19 protein-coding genes are annotated in these 20,831 nt (G+C 70.1%); 7 read left to right on the forward strand and 12 right to left on the reverse strand.

Annotated elements, in window-relative coordinates; translation table 11 throughout:
- The first annotated feature begins 85 nt into the window (after positions 1-85).
- Both AB0N89_RS03275 and AB0N89_RS03280 read left to right on the forward strand, forming a co-directional pair.
- Positions 86-1,669 carry an FAD-binding oxidoreductase gene (locus AB0N89_RS03275; protein ID WP_364199663.1) on the forward strand — a complete coding sequence of 528 codons (1,584 nt, stop codon included), beginning with the start codon at positions 86-88 and terminating at the stop codon, positions 1,667-1,669.
- Positions 1,670-1,686: 17 nt separating this feature from the next.
- Complete coding sequence (locus AB0N89_RS03280) at positions 1,687-3,072, forward strand: M20 family metallopeptidase (RefSeq protein ID WP_364199665.1); 1,386 nt, start codon at positions 1,687-1,689, stop codon at positions 3,070-3,072.
- An 18-nt stretch (positions 3,073-3,090) separates the two neighbouring features.
- Here AB0N89_RS03280 and AB0N89_RS03285 read toward each other — a convergent pair whose 3' ends face one another.
- Entirely contained in the window at positions 3,091-4,515 is a 1,425-nt protein-coding gene (locus AB0N89_RS03285; RefSeq protein WP_364199667.1) for an amidase, read from the reverse strand.
- A gap of 92 nt (positions 4,516-4,607) precedes the next feature.
- On the opposite strand from AB0N89_RS03285, the gene AB0N89_RS03290 reads away from it, so the two are divergent.
- Positions 4,608-5,561: an Lrp/AsnC family transcriptional regulator gene (locus AB0N89_RS03290; protein ID WP_364199668.1), complete on the forward strand. Its 954-nt coding sequence runs from the start codon at positions 4,608-4,610 to the stop codon at positions 5,559-5,561.
- Positions 5,562-5,563: 2 nt separating this feature from the next.
- Here AB0N89_RS03290 and AB0N89_RS03295 read toward each other — a convergent pair whose 3' ends face one another.
- Entirely contained in the window at positions 5,564-7,147 is a 1,584-nt protein-coding gene (locus tag AB0N89_RS03295; protein WP_364199670.1) for an AMP-binding protein, read from the reverse strand.
- Positions 7,148-7,272: 125 nt separating this feature from the next.
- Between AB0N89_RS03295 and AB0N89_RS03300 the strand changes: the two genes are divergently transcribed.
- Positions 7,273-7,713, forward strand: coding sequence for a hypothetical protein (locus AB0N89_RS03300; RefSeq protein WP_364199672.1), 441 nt, complete (start codon positions 7,273-7,275; stop codon positions 7,711-7,713).
- Here the strand turns inward: AB0N89_RS03300 and AB0N89_RS03305 are convergent.
- Entirely contained in the window at positions 7,706-8,266 is a 561-nt protein-coding gene (locus AB0N89_RS03305) for a helix-turn-helix domain-containing protein (protein ID WP_364199674.1), read from the reverse strand. The two genes, AB0N89_RS03300 and AB0N89_RS03305, sit on opposite strands and share 8 nt — an antisense overlap.
- A gap of 126 nt (positions 8,267-8,392) precedes the next feature.
- Here AB0N89_RS03305 and AB0N89_RS03310 point away from each other — a divergent pair, with 126 nt between their 5' ends.
- The 3 genes from AB0N89_RS03310 (at position 8,393) to AB0N89_RS03320 (ending at position 10,852) form a co-directional block, all read left to right on the forward strand.
- Positions 8,393-9,097, forward strand: a complete 705-nt coding sequence (locus tag AB0N89_RS03310; RefSeq protein WP_364199676.1) for an alpha/beta hydrolase — start codon at positions 8,393-8,395, stop codon at positions 9,095-9,097.
- Between the two features lie 90 nt (positions 9,098-9,187).
- Positions 9,188-9,832: a flavodoxin family protein gene (locus tag AB0N89_RS03315; protein ID WP_364199678.1), complete on the forward strand. Its 645-nt coding sequence runs from the start codon at positions 9,188-9,190 to the stop codon at positions 9,830-9,832.
- Positions 9,833-10,852 (forward strand): LacI family DNA-binding transcriptional regulator, encoded by a 1,020-nt coding sequence (locus AB0N89_RS03320; protein ID WP_364199680.1) that lies wholly within the window; start codon positions 9,833-9,835, stop codon positions 10,850-10,852.
- Here AB0N89_RS03320 and AB0N89_RS03325 read toward each other — a convergent pair.
- From AB0N89_RS03325 to AB0N89_RS03365, 9 genes are all read right to left on the reverse strand, one after another.
- Positions 10,849-12,159, reverse strand: coding sequence for a protein kinase (locus AB0N89_RS03325; protein WP_364199682.1), 1,311 nt, complete (start codon positions 12,157-12,159; stop codon positions 10,849-10,851). The genes AB0N89_RS03320 and AB0N89_RS03325 overlap by 4 nt on opposite strands.
- Positions 12,160-12,229: 70 nt before the next feature.
- Positions 12,230-12,862: a GDSL-type esterase/lipase family protein gene (locus AB0N89_RS03330; protein WP_364199684.1), complete on the reverse strand. Its 633-nt coding sequence runs from the start codon at positions 12,860-12,862 to the stop codon at positions 12,230-12,232.
- Entirely contained in the window at positions 12,859-13,620 is a 762-nt protein-coding gene (locus tag AB0N89_RS03335; protein ID WP_364199686.1) for a TIM barrel protein, read from the reverse strand. The genes AB0N89_RS03330 and AB0N89_RS03335 overlap by 4 nt, the downstream gene beginning before the upstream one ends.
- Positions 13,617-14,654, reverse strand: a complete 1,038-nt coding sequence (locus AB0N89_RS03340; RefSeq protein WP_364199688.1) for a LacI family DNA-binding transcriptional regulator — start codon at positions 14,652-14,654, stop codon at positions 13,617-13,619. The genes AB0N89_RS03335 and AB0N89_RS03340 overlap by 4 nt, the downstream gene beginning before the upstream one ends.
- Before the next feature lie 82 nt (positions 14,655-14,736).
- Positions 14,737-16,179 (reverse strand): polysaccharide lyase 6 family protein, encoded by a 1,443-nt coding sequence (locus AB0N89_RS03345; RefSeq protein ID WP_364199689.1) that lies wholly within the window; start codon positions 16,177-16,179, stop codon positions 14,737-14,739.
- Positions 16,180-16,192: 13 nt separating this feature from the next.
- Positions 16,193-17,491, reverse strand: coding sequence for an alpha-L-fucosidase (locus tag AB0N89_RS03350; protein WP_364199691.1), 1,299 nt, complete (start codon positions 17,489-17,491; stop codon positions 16,193-16,195).
- 29 nt (positions 17,492-17,520) lie between these two features.
- The gene (locus tag AB0N89_RS03355) at positions 17,521-18,387 is read right to left on the reverse strand and encodes a carbohydrate ABC transporter permease (protein ID WP_364199693.1); all 867 of its coding nucleotides are present in this window, start codon (positions 18,385-18,387) and stop codon (positions 17,521-17,523) included.
- The gene (locus AB0N89_RS03360) at positions 18,384-19,340 is read right to left on the reverse strand and encodes a sugar ABC transporter permease (RefSeq protein ID WP_364199695.1); all 957 of its coding nucleotides are present in this window, start codon (positions 19,338-19,340) and stop codon (positions 18,384-18,386) included. The genes AB0N89_RS03355 and AB0N89_RS03360 overlap by 4 nt, the downstream gene beginning before the upstream one ends.
- Positions 19,337-20,665, reverse strand: a complete 1,329-nt coding sequence (locus AB0N89_RS03365) for a sugar ABC transporter substrate-binding protein (protein WP_364199697.1) — start codon at positions 20,663-20,665, stop codon at positions 19,337-19,339. Before AB0N89_RS03365 ends, AB0N89_RS03360 begins: the two co-directional genes overlap by 4 nt.
- Positions 20,666-20,831: the final 166 nt, after the last annotated feature.

Genomic DNA, 20,831 nt, shown 5'->3' on the forward strand with positions numbered 1-20,831 from the left:
CGTTAGCGAAGCGTCCTGGCGAGCGTTGACACGAGAACTGACCGATAAGTAACTTACTAGCGAGTCAGATCGAAGGGAGGCGACGATGCCGGCCGAAGAGCGGTCCTGGTGGGGCTGGGGCACCACCGACGGCGAACTGTCCAAGGACGAGTCCGACGCGCTGGTCGCCCGCACGTCGGGCGTCCTGCCGGGACACGACTTCACCGACCACGCCCCGCCGGAACCTTCGGAGCTCGGCGTCCCGGCATCGCGGATCCGGCCTCCCGGGACGCTTGCCGCGTTGTGCAGCGACGAACCCGTCGACCGGTTGTCCCACGCCCGGGGCAAGGCCTTCCGCGACGTCGTCCGCAACCTGCTCGGAAGACTCGACCACGTCCCGGATCTGGTCGCCCGCCCGCGCACGGAACAGGACGTCGTCGACCTCCTCGACTGGTGCACGGCCTCCGGAGTCCCGCTGATTCCCTACGGCGGCGGGAGTTCCGTGGTCGGCGGGATCGAACCGAGGTTCGACGGTCCGGCGGTGTCGATGGACCTGGCGGGTCTCGACACCGTGCTCGAAGTGGACACGGTCAGCCGCGCGGCCCGGATCCAGGCCGGGATCTTCGGTCCGGCGCTGGAAGACCGTCTGCGCCCGCTGGGCCTGACCCTGCGGCATTTCCCCCAGTCGTTCGCCCATTCCACGCTCGGCGGCTGGCTCGCCACCCGCGCGGGCGGGCATTTCGCCACGCTCGCCACGCATATCGACGACCTCACCGAGTCGGTGCGCGTCGTCACCCCGGCCGGGATCAGCGAATCGCGGCGCCTGCCCGGATCGGGCGCCGGCCCCTCGCCGGACCGGATGTTCCTCGGTTCCGAAGGCACGCTCGGCGTGATCACCGAAGCCTGGATGCGCCTGCAGGACAGGCCGGTCTGGCAGGTCACCGCCTCGGTCGCCTTCGAGCGCCAGGAAGACGCGGTCGCCGCCACCCGCGCGATCGCGCAGTCCGGGCTCCACCCGTCGAACTGCCGTCTCCTCGACCCGGCCGAAGCCTTCATCAACGCGGGCGCGAGCGTGGGCGGCGGACTGCTCCTGATCGGGTTCGAGTCCGCGGATCATCCGGTCGGCACCTGGCTGGAGCGCGCGCTCGAACTGACCGCGGGGCACGGCGGGGTCGTGAAAGCCAGACGCGGCAAGGATTCCCGAAGCCAGGACAGCGCGTCGGCCTGGCGTTCGTCGTTCCTGCGGATGCCGTATCAGCGCGACGCCCTGGCCCGCCGGTCGCTCATCGTCGAGACCTTCGAGACCGCCTGCACCTGGGACGCCTTCGACGAGTTCCACGACGCGGTCACCTCGGCGGCACGCGCCGCGATCGACGAGGTGTGCGGCGGCGCCGGTGTCGTCACCTGCCGCTTCACCCACGTCTATCCCGACGGACCCGCGCCCTACTACGGGATCTACGCCGCCGGACGCTGGGGGAGCACGGTCGCGCAGTGGGACGAGATCAAGGCCGCCGTCTCCGAGGCGATCGCGGGCCACGGCGGCACGATCACCCATCACCACGCCGTCGGCCGCGACCACCGGCCCTGGTACGACCGGCAGCGCCCCGATCCGTTCGCGGCCGCGCTCACCGCCGCCAAGACCGCCCTCGATCCGGCCGGCATCCTCAATCCCGGAGTGCTGATCCGTTGACCGAACCGGGAGACACCGTGGCCATCCCCGCAGAACTGGTCTCGAAGGCGCAGGAACACGTCGACTCGGGGGCCTTCTTCGCCGAGCTCGCCGAACTCGTCCGGTATCCGACCGTGAGCGACCGTCCGAGCGGCCGCGTGGCCATCAAGGCATACCTCGACGAGGTGCTGACCCCGGCGCTGAACGCGCTCGGCTGTGTCGTGACGACCTATCCCAACCCCGATCCGGACGGCGGCCCCTTCCTGATCGGCGCCCGGGCCGAATCCCCGGAGCTGCCGACGCTGCTGTGCTACGGCCACGCCGACGTCGTCGCCGGGCACGAGGGCGAGTGGAGCGAAGGCCGCGACCCGTGGACGCTGACCGCCGACGGCGAACGCTGGTACGGCCGCGGCTCGGCGGACAACAAGGGGCAGCATCTGGTCAACCTGACCGCGCTCAGGCTGCTCCTCGCCGAGACCGGGTCGCTCGGGTTCAACCTCAAGTTCCTGTTCGAGACCGGGGAGGAGATCGGTTCACCCGGTCTCGACGCGTTCGTCGCGGCGCATCGGGAGGAACTGAGCGCCGACGTCCTCATCGCCTCCGACGGCCCGCGCCTGGACGCGGCGACGCCGACACTGTTCCTCGGCGCGCGGGGCAGCGTCCGGATCGCCCTCGACGTCGACCTCCGTCCCGACGCCTACCACTCCGGGAACTGGGGAGGCGTGCTGCGCAATCCCGCCACCACCCTCACCGGGGCGATCGCCTGTCTCGTCGACGGGCACGGCCGCGTCCAGGTGCCGGAACTCCTGCCGCCCGAACTCCCGGACAGCGTCCGCGCGGCGCTCACCGACCTCGAAATCGGGACCACGCCGGGAGATCCGGCGCTCGACGAGGGCTGGGGCGACACCGCACTGACCGCGGCCGAGCGGCTGTACGGCTGGAACACCCTCGAAGTCCTGTCGCTCGGCGCGGCCGACATCGACCGGCCGGTGAACGCCATTCCCGGCCGGGCTCGCGCGATGCTCCAGCTGCGCTACGTCGCGGGCACCGACGTCGACGGAGTGGGCGAGGCGATCACGAAACACCTCGCCGCGCGGGGGTTCTCGATGGTCGACGTCATCGCCGAAGCCAGTTTCGTCGCCAGCCGGACTCCGGTCGACGACCCGTGGGCGGGCTGGGCGCAGGGTGTCCTCGACGAGGTTTCCGATCGTCCGGTCGCGATCTTGCCGAGCTTCGGCGGCGGCCTGCCGAACCACGTGTTCACCGACGTCCTCGGCCTGCCGACGTTGTGGCTGCCGCATTCCTACCCGGGCTGCCTGCAGCACGCGCCCGACGAGCATCTGCTCGCCCCGATCGCCCGGGAGGGCCTCGTCCTCGCCACGGCGCTGTTCCACGCTCTCGGACGGCGTGGCGAGGAGGCGTGACGGACGACCGGACGGCGGTCAGGGAAGCTCGGGACGACGTTCGCCGTACCGTGTCGCCTGCTCGAACATGTGGGCCGCGCGAAGCAGGTTCAGTTCACCTCGATGCGGGCCGACGATCTGCAGCCCCACCGGGCCGCCGTCGGGAGTGAAGCCGGCGGGGACCGAGATCGCCGGGCATCGGGTCGCCGAAATGGCGGAGGACGACCGCATCCAGTCGATGTAGTCGCGCATTCCGCGCCCGGCGACGGTTTCCGGGTACTCCCAGCCGACCGGGAACGGCGCCACCTGACTGACCGGCGCCAGCAGCAGGTCGTACTTCGAGAAGAACTCGCGCGTCGAGGCGACGAGCCGGGACTGGAGGACGTTGGCGTTCGCCACTTGTTGCCCGCTGAGCGTGCCGCCGTACGCGATCTCGGCGGCGAGAGTCTTCTTGATCCGGCCGGGATGGGCCTCGGCCAGCGCGCCGAGGTTCAGGTGGAAGATCCGGGCACGCAGGGTCCGGAAGACCTCGTCCGCGTCGGTGAGGTCGGGGGTGGCCTCTTCGACCTCGCAGCCGAGGTCGCCGAACACCTTCACCGCCGGTTCGAGCACCCGGCTGACGGCGGGGTCGACCGGGAGTCCGCCGAGATCGGGGGACCAGGCCACCCGTAGCCCGGTGAGGTCGGTGTCCAAGGGCTCCGCGAACGGCGCGGACGGCTCCCGCAGGCTGAACGGGCTGTGGGGATCGTGGCCGGCGATCACCGACAGCAGGAGCGCGACGTCCGCGACGGTGCGGGCCATCGGGCCGTGCACGGCGAGCCACGAGGCGGGGAGGCCGCCGGGTCCGGCGGGGACCCGGCCGGGAGACGGCCGCAGCCCGACCACGTTGCAGAACGACGCGGGATTGCGCAACGACCCGCCCATGTCGTTGCCGTCGGCGAGCGGATGCAGCCCGGCGGCCAGTGCCGCGGCCGCCCCGCCGCTGCTGCCACCGGCGGACAACTCGGGCCGATACGGGTTGCGAGTCGTCCCGAAGACCGGGTTCATCGTGTGCGAACCCGCGCCGAACTCGGGGATGTTCGTCTTACCCAGCGTGATCACGCCCGCGGCGCGCATCCGTTCCACGATGGGTGAATGCGCGGTCGGGACGTTGTCCGCGAGCAGCGGTGAACCGTAGGTGGTGCGCACCCCGGCGACGTCGTGGTTGTCCTTGTGGGCCACCGGGATCCCGTGCAGCGGACCGACTTCCTCGCCGTGGGCCAGCCGCTCGTCCGCCGCGGCGGCGTCGGCGAGGGCCTGGTCCGCGGTCAGCGTGACGATCGCGTTGATCCCGGGATTGACCCGTTCGACGCGGTCGAGATGGGCGGTCACCACTTCTCGCGCGCTGACTTCACGGGTGCGTAGCCGCTTCGCCAGCTCGATCGCGGGGAGGTGGCAGAGTTCGGTTTCGATCACGTCCTCCATCGGCTAGTGGGAGTGGTCGAATTCTCGGCCGTGGTGACCAGGACCGACAAGGTCTGCTCGACATCTGGTGGAATCGGCCACATTATGGGCGAATGGATCCACTCGATCTCCGCGTCGTCGGTGCGCTTCAGGTGGACGGGCGGGCGTCCTGGCGGCGGATCGCCGAGGTGCTCGGCGCCCCCGAACGTACCGTGGCCAGGCGCGGGGCCCGGCTGCTGGAGAACGGGACCGTTACCGTGATCGCGGTGACACCGCACGGGGTGCCGATGCTGGTGCGCGCCAGAAGCCGCCCCGGTCTGGCCAGGACCGCCGGCACCGCGCTGGCGCGCCGCCCGGAGACGAGCTTCTGCTACCTGCTGACCGGGCAGGCCGAAGTGGTCGCGGAAGTGCGCTGCTCACGGGAGCGTCTCGCGGTCTACGTGTCGGAGGAGCTCGCAGCCACCCCCGGGCTGCACGAGGTCACCGCCGATCCGATCACCAGGTACCACCGGACCGTGCACGAATGGCAGCCCGGGATCCTGACCCCGGAGGAGGCGGCCGCGCTGGCCGGACCGCCGCGGCCGACCCCGCGGCCGCGGTCTCCGGACGGCGACGTCCTCACCGCGGAGGAGCGTGCGCTGGTGCGGGCGCTGCGCGAGGACGGACGGCGCACCCACGAGGAACTCGCCAGGCTCGCCGGGGTGTCGGAGTCGACCGTGCGGCGCCGGGTGGAGTCGCTTCGCCGGAGCGGGAAGATGTACATCCGCGCCGTGGTCGAACCCGCTGTGCTGGGCCTGCCGATCGAGGCCTTGCTGTGGATCCGCAGCCGTCCGTCCGATGTGGACGAACTCGGGCGGGAACTGCTCGCTTCGCCGTACGTCCGCTACGCCGCGGCCACCATGGGAGAGCATCAGATGATGGCCGATGTGACCCTCCCCGACGTCGAGGCACTGCACCGGTTCGTCGCCGGCTCGGCCTGGTCGCGGCTCGCGGTGTCCGTGCACACCGGGCTGGTGACGAAGGGGCTGAAGCGCAGCAGCGTGCTGACGCCCGAACTGCGGGACTGAGCTCACAGGTCCCGCAGCCGATAGCGCTGCAGCTTCCCGCTCGCGTTGCGCGGCAACGCCTCGATGAACCGGACACGGCGCGGGTACTTGTACGGCGCCGCGGTCGCCTTCGCGTGGTCCTGCAGCGCCTGCGCGAACTCGGCACCCTGTTCGACGCCGGAGCGCGGCACGACGAACGCCGTCACGATCGAACCGCGGTCCGGGTCCGGGGTGCCGATCACCGCGCATTCCTCCACGTCCGGATGCGTGAGCAGGACTTCTTCGACCTCGGGGGCGGCGATGTTGTAGCCCGACGAGATGATCATGTCGTCGCTGCGCGCGACGAACCGGAAGTAGCCGTCGGCGTCGCGGACATAGGTGTCGCCGGTGAGGTTCCAGCCGTCGCGCACGTAGTCCCGCTGGCGCGGGTCTTCGAGATACCGGCAACCGGTGGGGCCTCGCACGGCGAGGAACCCCGGCGTCCCGTCGGGGACGGGCGAGCCGTCGATGTCGAGGATGGTGGCCCGGTAGCCGGGGACGACCTTCCCGGTCGCGCCAGGACGCGCGTCGTCGTCGGCGGCGGAGATGAAGACGTGCAGCATTTCGGTGCTGCCGAGTCCGTCGATGAGCGGCCGTCCGACGACCTCCCGGTACCGCTCGGCCACGGGAGCGGGGAGCGACTCGCCCGCCGAGACCGCCCGGCGTACTCCGGCCAGGAGTACTCCGTCGCCGGCGTTCAGGATCGCCCGATACGCGGTCGGGGCGGTGAAGAGGACGGTGGCGCCTTTGCCGGCGACGATGGCGGCGAGTTCCGCCGGAGTCGCGCGTTCGACCAGGAGCGTCGCCGCTCCCGCGCGCAAGGGGAAGATCAGCAGCCCGCCGAGGCCGAAGGTGAAGGCCAGCGGCGGCGTTCCGCAGAAGAGGTCGTCCGGCGTCGGCCGCAGGACGTGCCGGGAGAACGTGTCGGCGATCGCGAGCAGATCGCGGTGGAAGTGCATCGTCGCCTTGGGGGATCCGGTCGTACCGGAGGTGAAGGCGAGCAGCGCGACGTCGTCGGCCGCGGTCGGGACGTCGTCGAAGGTCGCCGGATGCCGTTCCGCGCGGGCGGCGAGGTCCGTGCCATAGGACACGACAGGCAGCTCCGGCGGGAGTTCGTCCACCAGGCGCTCGTCGCAGACGGCGATCGCGGGCTTCGCGCGGGCGACGATCTTGTCGAGTTCCGCTCGCCGAAGCATGGGCATGGTCGTGACGGCCACCGCGCCCGCCTTGAGCACGGCGAGCCAGGCCGTCGCGAGCCACGGGGTGTTGGTGCCCCGCAGCAGGACCCGGTCGCCGGGTACGACACCGAAGTCGGTGACGAGAACGTGGGCGACCCGGTTGGCGCGGGCCAGGACCTCGCCGTAGGTCCACGTTTCGGCGGGGGAGAGCAGGCAGGGCCTGTCCGGTCCGAACCGCGCGACGGTCTCGTCGAGCAGGGCGGCCGCGGCGTTCAGGCGGTCGGGATAGCGCAGTTCCGGGAGGTCGAACACGAGCTCCGGCCACTGGTCGGCGGGCGGCAGCCGGTCGCGGCAGAAGGGGTCGACGTGCGCGCTGGGGGAAAGCCTCATCGTCGCCGCTCCTCGGTCCGGCCTGCCCCCTCCCGCGAAGGTAGCACTTGTTACGACCGTCGAGAAGGCGCGATGTCCTGTCCGTGACGACGACGCCGGGCGGGACATGGGCAAGAATGTCCCCTGTGGACGACGAACCGCCCGAGCACGCGCGCCATGCCGGCTACCGCCTGTCGTTGGCCCGGGTGAAGGATGCCGACGAAGCGGCGTTGGTGGCCGAGGTGCTCGGCGATCCGGACACGGTGATGGCCGAATCGGCCGTTTCCGGCCATCTCGACGACCGGGCGGCCGCGTTGCACCTGCTGCCGTCCTATCCGGCGTGGGCGGACCGGATCGCGGGCCTGGTCGAAGGCCGCCTGTTCCTGCGGCGCAGACTGGGGGAGTGGACGTTGCTCCGGGCGATCGTCCTCGGCACGCCGTGGCGGGCCGAGGACCTGCTCGTGGCGACGGATTGGCTGCAGCGCAAGGTTTCCGAGCAGAGCACGTCGCCGGAGGCGCTGGCGGTGCTCGCCGAGGGCGGCCGGACCAAGCGGGTCCGTGCCGCGGCCGCGCGAAGGCTCAGCTGACGACGTCGGTGACCGCTCGCCGCAACGTCGTGCGCACGGTCTCGGCGTCGTCGAGATTCCCGCCGTGCAGCGCTCCGTCGCGGAGCAGGACGAGGGTGCGGGCGGCGTGCTCGGGGTCGGCATGCCCCGCGTCGCGCGCCAGATCGCGGAGGGCACCGAAGAACCAGTCCCGGTGGTCGTCGATGACCCGGCGGACCTGGTGCGCGGGGTCGGGGTATTCGGCTGCGGCGTTGAGGAACTGGCAGCCGCGGAAGTCGTCGTCGAGCGTCCGGTCGCCGACGATGCCCAGCGCGGCGAGCAGGGCTTCGCGGGCGGGCTTGTCGCTGGTCACCGAGCTGACGCCCGCGCGGATCCGCTCGCTCGTCGTGCTCAGGTACGCGGCGACGAGGTCGTCCTTGGTGGGGTAGTGACGGTAGAAGGTCGCCCTGGTCACGGCCGCTTCGGAGACCAGGCGCTCCACTCCGACGGCGTGGATGCCCTCGGCGTAGAACAGCCGTGACGCTGTCTCGAGCAGCCGGACTTTCGGGTGTACGTCCCGGTCGGCGGTCGGCATCTCTCAACTCTAGAGAAAGAACGGTCATTCCGCCAGGTCGCCTTCGTCACGTTGCGGAAGGGGTTCCGGGCGAGCATTGTTCAGGCAGAAAGACCGATCGTTCTCGCAGATTTCGAAGGAGCCACGATGAGCAACCAGAAGTCCACCATCGTCCTGGTCCACGGTGCTTTCGCCGACTCGTCCAGCTGGAACGGCGTCGTCCCGAAGCTGCGTGAGCAGGGCTACCGGGTGCTGGCCGCGTCGAACCCGCTGCGCGGGATCGAGTCCGACGCGGACTACGTCGCCGACGTCGTCAACGGAGTGGACGGCCCCGTGGTCCTGGCCGGGCACTCCTACGGCGGCGTGGTGATCAGCCGCGCGGCCACCACCGCGCCGAACGTCAAGGCGCTCGTCTACATCGCCGCTTTCCAGCCGGAAGCGGGGGAGAGCGTGTTCGAGCTGTCCGGCCGGTTCGAGGGCGGCAAGCTCGGACCGGACACCACGAACGTCCTCGCCGCCCAGGGTGAGCTGTCGATCAAGCCCGAGAACTTCTCGGACGTGTTCGCCGCCGACGTTCCCGTGGAGACCGCCGACGTCATGGCCGTCACCCAGCGCCCGGTCACCGAGCGCGCGCTCGCCACCCCGTTCGACGGCGAGCCGGCGTGGAAGAACGTGCCGTCCTGGGCCTTGATCGCCGAGCGGGATCACGCGATCCCCGCCGCCGCGCAGGCGTTCATGTCCGAGCGTGCCGGTTCGGAGGTCACCAGGATCGACGCCTCGCACGCGGTGTCGGTCTCGCGGCCGGACGTCGTCGCGGAGGTCATCCTCGCGGCGGCCGCCAAGGTCGCCTGATCCAAGCGGCCCGGATCGGGCCGCTTGACAGGGGAAACGTCCCCGGAGAGACTGCAAAAACGCTTTTGCAGTCTCTCCGGGGAGAACCACGTGAAGATCTTGGTGCTGGATTCGAGCCCGCGTCGTGAGGGCAATTCCTGGGCGCTCGCCCAGGCGCTGGGCAAGGGGGCGGAGGAAGCGGGGCATACGGTCGACTTCGTCCGGCTCTCCGATTTCGTCCAGTCGCCGCTGGGGGACTGTCGCGACTGCCGGTCGAGCGACGGGTCCTGCGGGATCGCGGACGACTACGAGCGGCTGCTGTTCGACCACGTGCTCCCCGCGGACGCGATCGTCTACGCGACCCCGCTGCACTGGTACGGCATGACGGGGCGGCTCAAGTCCTTCCTCGACCGGTTCTTCTGCTACACCTCGGCCAGTTCGCCGCACAACGCCGAGGTCGTGCCGGGCCTGATGAACAAACGTGCCGCCGTGCTGATCTCCTGCGAGGAGAGCTACCGCGGCGCGACACTCGGCCTCGAAGCCCAGTTCCAGGAACTCACCCGGTACCTGCGCCAGGACCTCGCCGGGATCGTCGTCGGCGTCGGCAACAGCCGGGGCGAGGTGGAGCGCGACCCCGCCCGGCCGCTGGAGGCGGCGGCCGACCTCGGCCGTAGGCTGGGCGACGCCCACGTCACCGACTATCGGCTGGACACCGACCGGCCGAACCGCGTTTGGGGACCGCCCGTGGAGGTCTGAGTGTCGCCGACCATCCGTGACGTCGCCGCCGCCGCGGGGGTCTCGATCACCACCGTCTCCCACGTGCTCAGCGGGCAGGGGCGGATCTCCGAGGAGACCCGGCGGCGCGTCGCGCGGGCGGCGGCCGAACTCGGCTACCAGGCCAGCGTGCACGCCCAGCAGCTGGTCACCCGGCGCAGCCGCACGTTGGCGATCCAGCTCGCGAATTCGGTCGACGCGAGCAGCGCCTGCGCTCTCGTGCCCAACTCGGACTACTTCCTCGAAGTCCTCAACGGGGCGGCCGAAGTCGCGTCGAAACGGTCGTACGCCCTGCTGCTGACGCCCACGGACGCGGACCTCGACCGGCTCAACGCGTTCTCGGTCGACGGAGCGATCCTCGTCGACCCTCGCGGCGACGAGCCGTTCTTCGCTTCGGGCTGGTGCCGTGACCGGCCGCTGGTGACCGTCGGGCGACCGATGGCGGCGCCGTGCCCGGTCCCGGTCGTCGTCGACAACGACCTGGTCGCGGCCGCCCGGCAGATGCTGGACCACCTGGCGGGCAACGGGTACACGCGGCCGGCGATGATCACCACCGACACCAGCCGCTCCTACGCGGCGGATCTGGTCGCGGGCTACACCGGCTGGGCCGAAGACCGGGGACTGGAGCCGGTGGTGGCCGAGATCGACGAACCGCCGACCGCCGAAGGCACGGCCGAGGCGCTGGGCAGGCTGCTCGACCGGCCGGTGTGCCCGGACGCCGTCTTCACGACGTCGGAGAACCTCGCCCTGGGTGTTCTCCACGAGGCCCGTCGACGGCGGCTCGCGGTGCCCGGCGCGCTCGGGATCTGCAGCGCGGTCGACAGCGGCTCGCTCCGGCTGACGTCGCCACAGGTGACCGGCATGTTCGTGCACCCCCGCGAGGTGGGCGGCCGCGCGGCCACGGCGTTGATGGACCTCGTCGAGGGCGTCGCCCCGGACGGCGAGCCGCGCCGGATCGAAGTGCCGGTCCGGCTGAACGCGCGGGAATCCACCAGCCGCTAGGAGCTTCGGCACTCCGCGACCGGAGCGTCCCCGCCGTCGTCACCGCTGGTCGCGATGAAACCGAACGTGGTCGTCCCGCCCGCGGGCAGCACCGCGTTCCAGTCCACTTCGGACACTCGCACGCGGTCGCCGTCCTGCGCCAGGGAACCGTTCCACAGATTCGCGATCTTGGTCCCGGGCGGCAGGGTCCAGCTGACCTCCCAGCCGGTGAGGCGGGTGTCCTTCGCGTTCCGCACGGATACGCGGATCTCCGAGCCGCCGGGCCAGCGGCTGGCCACCTCGTAGCGCGCTTCGCACGCCGGTTTCGGCGCGACAGTGCTCGCGGGAGGAGCGCTCGGCAGCGCTACGGGGACATCAGGCGAGTCGTCGAACAGGAGAATCCCCGCCAGGACACCACTCGCCACCACCACGCCGCCCGCGATGGCGAACGGGAGCCGGGAACGGCGCGTGGGCGCGGGAAGCCGCTTCGTCCCGGCCAGGATCGCCGGGCGGCCGTCGGCGACGGCGCCGAGCATCCGTTCGGCCTCGGCCATGTCCGGCCGTTCCGCGGGATCGCGCCGCAGCAGCCGCAGCAGGACGTCCGTGAGCGGCCCGGTGGACCTCGGCGCGGTGATCTCGCCGCGCGCGACCCGTTTGAGGAGCGCGATCTGGTTGCCGTCGGTGCCGAACGGCGGCGTGCCCTCCAGCGCGGTGTAGAGCGTGGAGCCGAGGGAGAACACGTCCGACGGGTAGCCGGGATCGCCGCCGTCCGCGACCTCGGGGGAGAGGAACGCCGGCGTGCCGACGACCAGGCCGCCGCCGGTCATGGTCCCTTCGCCCGCGGCGTGGGACAGGCCGAAGTCGGCGATCTTCGCCTTGCCGTCCGCGGTGATCAGGACGTTGTTGGGCGTGACGTCCCGGTGCAGGATGCCGTCCGCGTGGGCCGCGGCCAGCGCCGACGCGATCTGCGCGCCGATCTCGGCGACCCTTCCCGCGGGGAGGGGGCCGTCGTCGGCGAGGAGCTCCGTCAGCGGCCGCGACGGCAGGAACTCCATGACCAGGAACGGCGTCCCGTCCTGCTCGGCGACGTCGTACACGGTGACGGCGTGCGGATGCTTGAGCCGCGCGGCGACCCTGGCCTCCCGCATCGCGCGCACGATCGACCGGAACGGGGCGTCGTCCGGCGAGGTGTCGGGCAGCAGCTGCTTGACCGCGACCGTGCGGTCGAGCCGCTCGTCCCGCGCCCGCCACACCACGCCCATCGCGCCCCGGCCGACCTTGCGCTCCAGCCGGTACCGTCCGGCGACGAGCTCGCCTTCACGTGTCACGCCGCCCCCTGATCTCCTGGAGCGCACACGGATCCGCTGGCATCCCGGTTCACGGCGCCAACTCTATCCGCTAGGGGAGCGGGACCTCCTCGACCGGCGCACCGGCCGCCGCGAGCCAGGCCTCGGCGAGCAGCCGGTGACCGAGCGGACTCGGGTGGACGCCGTCCGGGGCCAGCGTCGCCGCCCCGTGTTCGGCCGCCGCGCGCGGCATGAAGAGATCCGCGCGGATCAGCCGCGCGCCGAACTCGGTCGCCACGTCGATCGCGGCTTCGATCCGAGGCGCCAGATCGACGGCCCATTCCCGCTGCTCCGGCTCCACCGGCAGCAGGAACGGCGTGATCACGTACAACTCGGCCGGGAGGTGCTGCCGCGCACTGGCCAGCAGCCGGGTGTAGGCGGCGCGGAACTTCCCGATCGGGCTCGGCAGACCGCGGTCGAAGGTCCGCCAGGTGTCGTTGATGCCGATCTTCACGGTCAGCACGGTGGGTCGCGCCGCGAGGACGTCGGTGGTCCAGCGGGCCTCCAGATCGTAGATCCGGTTGCCGTTGACGCCCCTGTTGAGCACCTCGGGCCCGTCGCCCAGGAGGTCCGCGATCCGGCGCACGTACCCCTTGCCCAGCGACGCCGGATCGGCGCGATCGCGGCTGGAGTCGGTGATGGAGTCGCCGGCGAAGAGCAGCCGGTCCGCTTCGGTGAACTTCACGCACCCGCCTCGATCAGCTTGCGCAGGGAGTCGGCCTCGCCGGGGATCAGATCGGGATCGTTGTCCGGGACGAACTCCAGCAGCGCGTCCAGCGGCCGTCCGGCCTTCGCGAGCAGCCCGAACGCGGCCGTCCACAGCTCCGTCCTGGCGGTCAGCGGACGCCGTTCGTTGCTGGGCCACCACGAGAACACGTGTGCCGCGCGGACACGTTCGAGGACCAGTTCCAGCCCCGCCAGTGCATGCTCGTCCGGCAGATCCTGCGGTGGCTGCCAGTAGGTGCCGAGGTTGTCGCGGCCGACCTCGTCGAGCAGCCGGACGGTCGATTCGGCGGTGTCGGTCAGGGTCCCGCCGTGGAACTCCAGCGCGACTTCCAGCCCGTGTTCGTTCGCGACGTCGGCGGCCTCGCGGAGACCGGCGACGACCTGCTCACGCTCGTAGGAGTCGACGTCCTCGGAGCCCGCCTTGCCCGCCCACACCCGGATCCGCGAGGCGCCGAGCCGCACGGCGGTGGCGGCGATCTCGCCGAACTTCCCGGATTCCACCGGGGTCGCCCGGAAGTAGGAACCGTAGGAATCGCAGGTCAGCCCGTTCCGGGCCATGGCCTCGAACGCGCGCTCGGCCGCCCAGTCGTCGCCGGGGCGCACGTGGACGTCGGCGCCCCATTCGATCACCTGCAGCCCCGCGTTCGCGGCCAGGTCGGCGACCTCGTCGGCGTCCAGCCGCCGCAGCGTCACCGAACACAGTCCCGGGCGGATCATCGTTCCTCCAACGGTTGAGTACTTTCCCGCAGCACGACCTCGCCGGCGACCGGTTTGACGCGGGGGTTTCCCGCGCGGTCGGCGAGGACGAAGCCGAGGGCCTGTTCGCCCATCGTCTCGATCGGCACGCGCACTGTGGACAGCGAAGGCCTTATGTCGCGCAAGGTGATGATGTCGTCGAAGCCCGCGATCGCGATGTGCTCCGGCACTTCGAGGCCGTGGTCGCGGCAGGCCGCCATCGCGCCGACGGCCATCACGTCGTTGACCGCGAAGACGCAGCCCCGGAAGCCGATCTTCAGCGCGCGCACCATCGCCGCGTAACCGCCGTCGCGGGTGAACTCCGCGTGCAGGACGTGGTGCGCGGGCAAGGCGACGCCGTGGCGGGCGAGGCCGTCCCGGAAGCCGAGGACGCGATCGCGTGAGGTCAGCAGCCCGGGCGGCCCGGCCAGCACGAGGAAGTCGCGGTGCCCGAGCCCAGTGAGCCGTCCGGCCAGCGCCGCCGCCCCGGACTCGTTCTCCAGCATGACGGTGTCGAAGGGCAGTTTCCGCTGCCCGATCACCACCACCCGGCCGTCGGCGGCCTCGAACGCCTTGAGCTCCTTGGTCAGATTCCGTTGCAGGGCACTGTCTTCGTTGCGTGACCCAGCCAGGATGACCGCTCGCGCCCGCTGCCCGCGCAACGTCGTGACGTACTCGAGTTCCTTCTCCGGCCGGTTCTCCGTGCTCGCGATCGTGACGGTGAGCCCGTGCCGGGCGGCCACGCGCATGACCCCGGAGGCGATCGAGGAGAAGTACGGGTCGACGATGTCGTGCACCAGCAGCCCGACGACGTTGCCGCGGCCGCGGGCCATCGCCTGCGCGGGCACGTTCGCCGTGTACTGCAGCCGTTCCGCCGCCCGCAGCACCGATTCGCGCAGCGTCCCGCTGACCTGTCTGGTCCCGCCGTTGAGCGCTCTCGACGCCGTCGCGAGCGACACTCCCGCCTCACGGGCGACGTCGGCCAAGGTCGCCGAACCCGCGGCGCGCTGCGGCATGGTTCCTCCTCGGTGGTGCGGTGGGCTCACGCCGGCGTGGGCTGACGCCGGCGTGAGCCCGGCTCTGGTGTCGACCGCCTGGCTACGGAGCGCCGGGGCCGACGTCCGCGGTGGTGAGCGGCCGGTTGGTGATGGCGGCCGTCGAGTACTCGTCCGCCCCGACGTCACGCTTGCTGCCGCGAGGCTGGCCGTCGATGTCGAGCGTGACCGGTGCGGCCGACAGGGTCGCCGCGTCGATCGCCGGGCTGCCCGCGGCGAGCCGCGAGACGCCGTCGGTGCCCTGCACGAGCTTCGGGTCGACCCGCTGGAAGGAGCCCGCCGGGATGTTCCCGTTCCCGCCCGAACCCCAGAGGATGTTGCCGGACCACGTGAAGTTGCCCGTGGTGCTCATCGCGACCAGGTCGCCGTTGCTGCCGACGAAGAGGTTGTCGGAGATCGTGCAGTCGCGCGGTTCGATCGTCCGCTTCGTCTCGCCGGACAGCGTGCTGCTGTTGTTCAGCAGCGTGTTGTGCGCGATGAGCACGCGGTCCGCCGCGTCGTTGCCGCGGCGTGATTCCTTCGATTCGCCCGGGAAGTGGTCCCGGACGCTGCCGCTGCCGATGACCAGCGCGTTGCTGGACAGCCCGGCGACGTAGTTGTTGAGGATCTTGTGGTCGTTGCCGTAGATCCGGATGCCTTCCTTGCCGCCGATGATGAAGTTGGATTCGACGACGGTCTTGTTCCCGTGGCGCAGGACGATGCCGCCCAAGCTGTTCCGGATGGTGTTGTTGCGGATGAAGTTGCCCGACGACTTGACCGAGATCGCCTCCGGGTCGCCGTTGGCGCGTTCGAACAGGTTGAACTCGACCGTGGCGCCGGCGGTGCTCAGCGCGCGCGGGCTGACGCCGAGCCGGATCGGCTCGCCGCCGTTGTCGCCGGCGAAGGTGTGGTCGGAGAAGTAGTTCCGCAGGACGTGGACGCCCACGGCCATCTTGTCTTCGTCCGCGCCCTCGATACAGAGCATGACGCCGAGCGTCGTCTTGTTGTGGAAGTGGTTGCGGTCGACCTTGCTGTAGTCGGCGCGGACCATCACCCAGTGCAGGCCTTCGATGTCGGCCAGCTGGAAGTCGTTGCGGGTCAGGCGGATCCGCGAACAGTTCGGCGGGATCTCCAGCGTGGTGCTCTGCCGGAAGTTGAACCCGCTGATCGTGACGCCGGTGGAGTCGTCGAAGACGAAGCTCTGCTCGCCGTTCAGCGTCACCCCGCCACCGGTCTGGGCGACGATGGTGATCGGCTGGTCCTTGGTGCCGCGCCTGCCGGTGATGGTGATCGGCTTGCCCGCCGGCACGGTGTAGGTGCCGTTGTTCACGGTGATGACCGCACCGGCGGCGGCCGAGTTGATGGCGTTCTGGAGTTCGGTCAGCGAGCTGACGTTCAGCGCGCACAGACCGTTCGGCTTGGCCGACGCCGTTCCGGCGGTGACCCAGGGAACGGTGACCAGCGCGGCGCCGAGAGTGGCGCCGGTGAGGAACCTTCTGCGATCCATGATGCCTCCGTGCTCAATCGGTGGGGAGGGTTTCCGCGGCGGCGGGGCTGGTGAGGAACAGCTCGATCACCGGGACCGGGGTGTCCGGTTTCCGGATCGGGAGCTTGAGGGTGAGCGTGCCTTCCGGCAGCGCGCCCATCTGGGTGTTCTGCGCGGTCTGCCGTGGATCCGTGTGCACCTGCAGGATTTCCGAGGCGTCGTCGAGCAGTTGGGCGTAGCGCACGCGCCCGGCGAGGCCGGGCAGGTGGACGTGGTTCATCGGCCAGCTGAAGAGGTGCAGGTAGAGCCGGTCCCCGCGCTGGGTGTAGCGGCCGTCGGCGGGCGCGGTGAACTCCGAGGGACCGCAGCCGCGGACCGATCGTTCGTGCCGGTCCATCCAGCGGCCGAGTTCGGCGAGCACCTCGTGCGCCCGCGGGTCGATCTCGCCCCGGCCGTTCGGCCCGACGTTGAGCAGCAGGTTGCCGTCCTTGGACACGCCGTCGACCAGCATGCGGATGAGCAGCTCGGGGCTCTTGTAGTCGAGGTTGTCGCGGTCGTACCCCCAGCTGCCGTTGAGGGTCTGGCACGCCTCCCACACCACGGGGACGCCGTCGCGGGTCATCGGCCCGGACGGCTGGTACTGCTCCGGGGTGATGAAGTCGCCGGGGATGCCGGTGCGGTCGTTGACCAGGATGCCGGGCTGGAGTTCGCGGACCAGCGCGAGCAGGCCGGGGGAGTCCCAGTCGTCCGGCCCCTTGCCGCCCCACCATTCCTTGCGGCCCTGGTAGGAGAAGTCGAAGAACAGGTAGTCGATCTTGCCGAACCGGGTGAGCAGTTCACGGACCTGACCGTGCAGGTAGAGCTGGTACTCGGCGATGTCGGCGTACTGGTGCGCCGCGATGTACTCCTGGTCGTCACGGCGGGGGTGGGTGCCGTCGACCGGGAACGCGGGGTGATGCCAGTCGATCAGCGAGTGATAGAAACCGACCTTCAAGCCTTCTTCGCGACAGGCGTCGACGAACGGTTCGAGCAGATCCTCGCCGTACGGGGTGTTCGTCACCTTGAAGTCGGTGAGATCGCTGTCCCACAGGCAGAAACCGTCATGGTGCTTGGTGGTGAGCACGACATAGGTCATGCCCGCTTCCTTCGCGGCCTTGGCCCAGGAACGCGGGTCGTACTTGTCCGGCTCGAAGTGGTCGAAGTAGACCCGGTACTGCTCGTCGGTCAGCTTTTCGCGGTTCTGCACCCATTCGTGCCGGGCGGCCAGGGAATACAGTCCCCAGTGGACGAACATCCCGAACCGGTCGTGGGTGAACCAGGCGGTGGAACTCACTGCGGGATCGCTCCTTCAGACGGTGTGGGTCAGCCCTTGAGCGCGCCCGAGGCGAGGCCCCGGACGAACGAACGCTGGAAGAACAGGAACGCGGCGACCGAGGGCAGCAGCGCCAGCAGCGACGCCGCCATGATCACGCCGGGTGTCACGTCCGCGTCGATGCGCAGAGTGCGCAGGGCCAGCGGCAGCGTGTAGGTCGAGGCGTCGGACGAGACCAGCATCGGCAGCAGGTACTGGTCCCAGATCATCGTGAAGCCGAAGACCCCGATCACGCCGAGCGCGGGCTTGCACATCGGCAGGATGATCTGCGCGAAGATCCGCAGATCCCCGGCGCCGTCGATGCGCGCCGCCTCTTCGAGCTCGCGAGGGACGTCCTTCATGAACTCGGTCATCACCAGGATCGAGAACGCCCACGCGCCCAGCGGCACGATCATCCCGGCGAGGCTGCCGATCAGGTTGATGTGCACCACGGGCAGGTCGGACAGGATCAGCGACAGCGGGATCGCGAGGATCTCCTCCGGCAGCATCAGCGTCGCCAGGATCGCGACCAGCACGAAGGTCATGAAGCGGAACTTCTTGCGTGCCAGCGCGTATCCGGCCAGCACCGAGATGACGACCTGCAGCAGCAGGCCGAAGCCGACCACCAGGAACGAGTTGAGCAGGTACAGCCCGACGCCGTGGTCGAACGCGATGCCGAAGTTGTCCAGCGTGGGACTCGACGGGACGACGCTCAGCGCCGTCGGATCGGACACGTCACTGAACGCGCTGACCAGCAGCGCCAGCAGCGGCCCGGCGAACACCACCAGCACCAGGGCGTACACGGCGTATTTCAGGATCCGTCCGCCCGGCGACTTGACGGCGTCGAGGCCGAGTGCCGAATCGTTGGCCGCGGTCATGCGTCTCGCCTCCGTCGGAGCACCTGGACGAACAGCGTCAGCACGAGCGTCGCGAGGAACAGCAGGACCGCTCCCGCCGCGCCGACGCCCAGCCGGTTCTGTTCCAGTCCGAGTTTGTAGATCAAGGTCATCGCCACCTCGGTCGAGCCGTTCGGCCCGCCGTTGGTCAGCAGGAACACCTCGGTGAACACCCGCAGGCCGCGGATCGCCGCGAGGACGAACAGGATCGAGAACACCGACCGCAGCCCCGGCAGCGTCACGTGGAGGATCTTGCGCCAGCGCGAGGCACCGTCCACAGTGGCCGCTTCGTAGAGCCCGCGGTCGATGCCCGCCAGGCCCGCGAGGAAGATCATCATGTCGTACGGCGCGCCGCGCCAGATGCCGGTGACGATGACCGAGACCATCGACGTGTCGGGATCGTTGATGAAGCCCGACGGTCCCAGCCCGACCAGGCCGAGGATGGAGTTCAGCATCCCGTCCCCGGTCGGGTGGTACATGATCCGCCAGAGTTCGGCGACCACCGCGATCGGCACGACCACCGGCAGGAACGCCGCCGACCGCAGGAACTTCAGCCGCTTGCTCTGGCCCTCCATCAGCAGGGCGAGCGCGAGGCCGATGACCATCGACCCGACCGTCTGGCCGATCGCGATCACGACGGTGTGCCAGATCGCGGAGTGGAACGCCTCGTCACCGAGGACGGTGCTGTAGTTCTCCCCGCCGACCCACTGGTTGCCCAGGTACGGCTGGACATCCTGGAAGGACATCGTCACCGCGGTGATCATCGGGATGAACTTGAAGTACACGAACAGGATCAGGGCGGGGGCCAGGAACAGCCACGGCGTCCACCACTTCCCGTCGCGGGCGCTGCGCCCGCGGGCCTTCGGCGCGGGCGTCCGCTTGGCGGCGGGACGGTCCGCGCCGACGGCCGCCGGCTTGGCGTGATCTACGGTCATGACGCGCTGATCCCCTGTTGCTGCAAGGTCGCGGTGAGCTTCGTGTCGAGTTTGGACAGTTCCGCCTTGAGGTCGAGCTTGCAGTCGGCGACGAGCGCGCTGACGGTGTCGGCGGTGTCCTGGCGGACCGGCGTCCAGTTCGGGATGGACGGCGCGTAGTGGCCGGACTTGGCGTAGATCTCGGCGTAGGTCTTCCAGCGCGGGTCCGGGCGGACCTGGGCGATGTCGACGGTCTTGTTCACCGGCAGCTGCACGATGAAGGCCGATTCGCCCTCCATGCCGATCTTCTGGCCGTCGGCCGAGACCGCGAAGTCACCGAAGGCGTCCTGCCCGGCCTGGTTCGGCGAGCCGGCCATCATGTAGATCGACAGGCCCTCGGCCAGGACGTCGGAGTTCTTGGCGCCCTGCGGCATCGGGACGACCTCGTACTTGTCCTTGCCGAGCGACTTGTCGAAGCGCGGCAACAGGTACGGGCCGACGACGTACATCCCGGCCTTGCCCGCTTCGAAGGTCTCGTTGGTCGCGGGGGTCGGCATGGTGACCGAGCCGGGCTGGATCACGTTGTCCTTGCAGCCGAGGTCGCGGAAGTACTGCACCGCGGCCACGGATTCGGGCGTGCTCATCGACGGCTTGTACTTGCCGCCACCGGTTTCGGTGATGAAGTCGCCGCCACCGGCCCACAGGAAGTTGGAGAAGTACCAGGAGGCGTAGCCCCGCTTGGTCGACAGCGTCGCGGTCAGTCCCGCGGTGTCGTTCTTCCCGTTGCCGTCGGGGTCGCCGGTGGTGAAGGCCTTGGCGAGGTCCGCCAGTTCGGCCCAGCTCTGCGGGACGCTCTTGCCGAGCTTCTCGCGCCAGTCCTTGCGGATCAGCAGCGCCGAAGCCTGTGCGCTGTAAGGCAGGCCGTACAGCTTGCCGTCCGGCATCTGGTTCGACTTCAGCGCCTGCTCGGTGAGTTCCGAGGCGTGCTTGATCTTGCCCTGGTCGATCTCGCGCACGAGACCCTGGCTCTTGAGCGTCCCGACCTGGGTGACGTCGTTCATCACGATGTCCGGCAGGTCGCGCTGGGCGGCGCGCTGGGCGAGCTTCGTCTCGAAGTCGTCGAAGATCGCGGTGACCTGCACCTTGAATCCGGTGGCCTTCTCGAAGGCTTCCGCGAGCCGTTTGGTGGCCTGCTCGCCCGCGCCGCCGGGGGTGGTCCGGGTCCACAGTTCCAAGGGCGCCTTGGTGTCCTGCGCGACGTTCGTTCCGGCGGGGCCTGCCGAGCAGCCCGAAAGGGCCAGCGCTGAGACCGTGAGCCCCACGCCGATCCACCGCGTTTTCCGCATCGCTTCTCCTGTTCACTGTGGACCACGCTGTCTACTCCGGAGGGACGGTAAGCGCTTTCCCGGTATCCGGTCAATGGTCCGATGATTACGAATTTCAATCGGCAGGGTTTGCCTCTGTGTGGGACTGGCCGTCCGTGGACCGGGTTAAGCATCCGATGTATGGTCG

The organism is Amycolatopsis sp. NPDC089917 (genome assembly GCF_040684635.1).
Taxonomy (GTDB): Bacteria; Actinomycetota; Actinomycetes; order Mycobacteriales; family Pseudonocardiaceae; genus Amycolatopsis.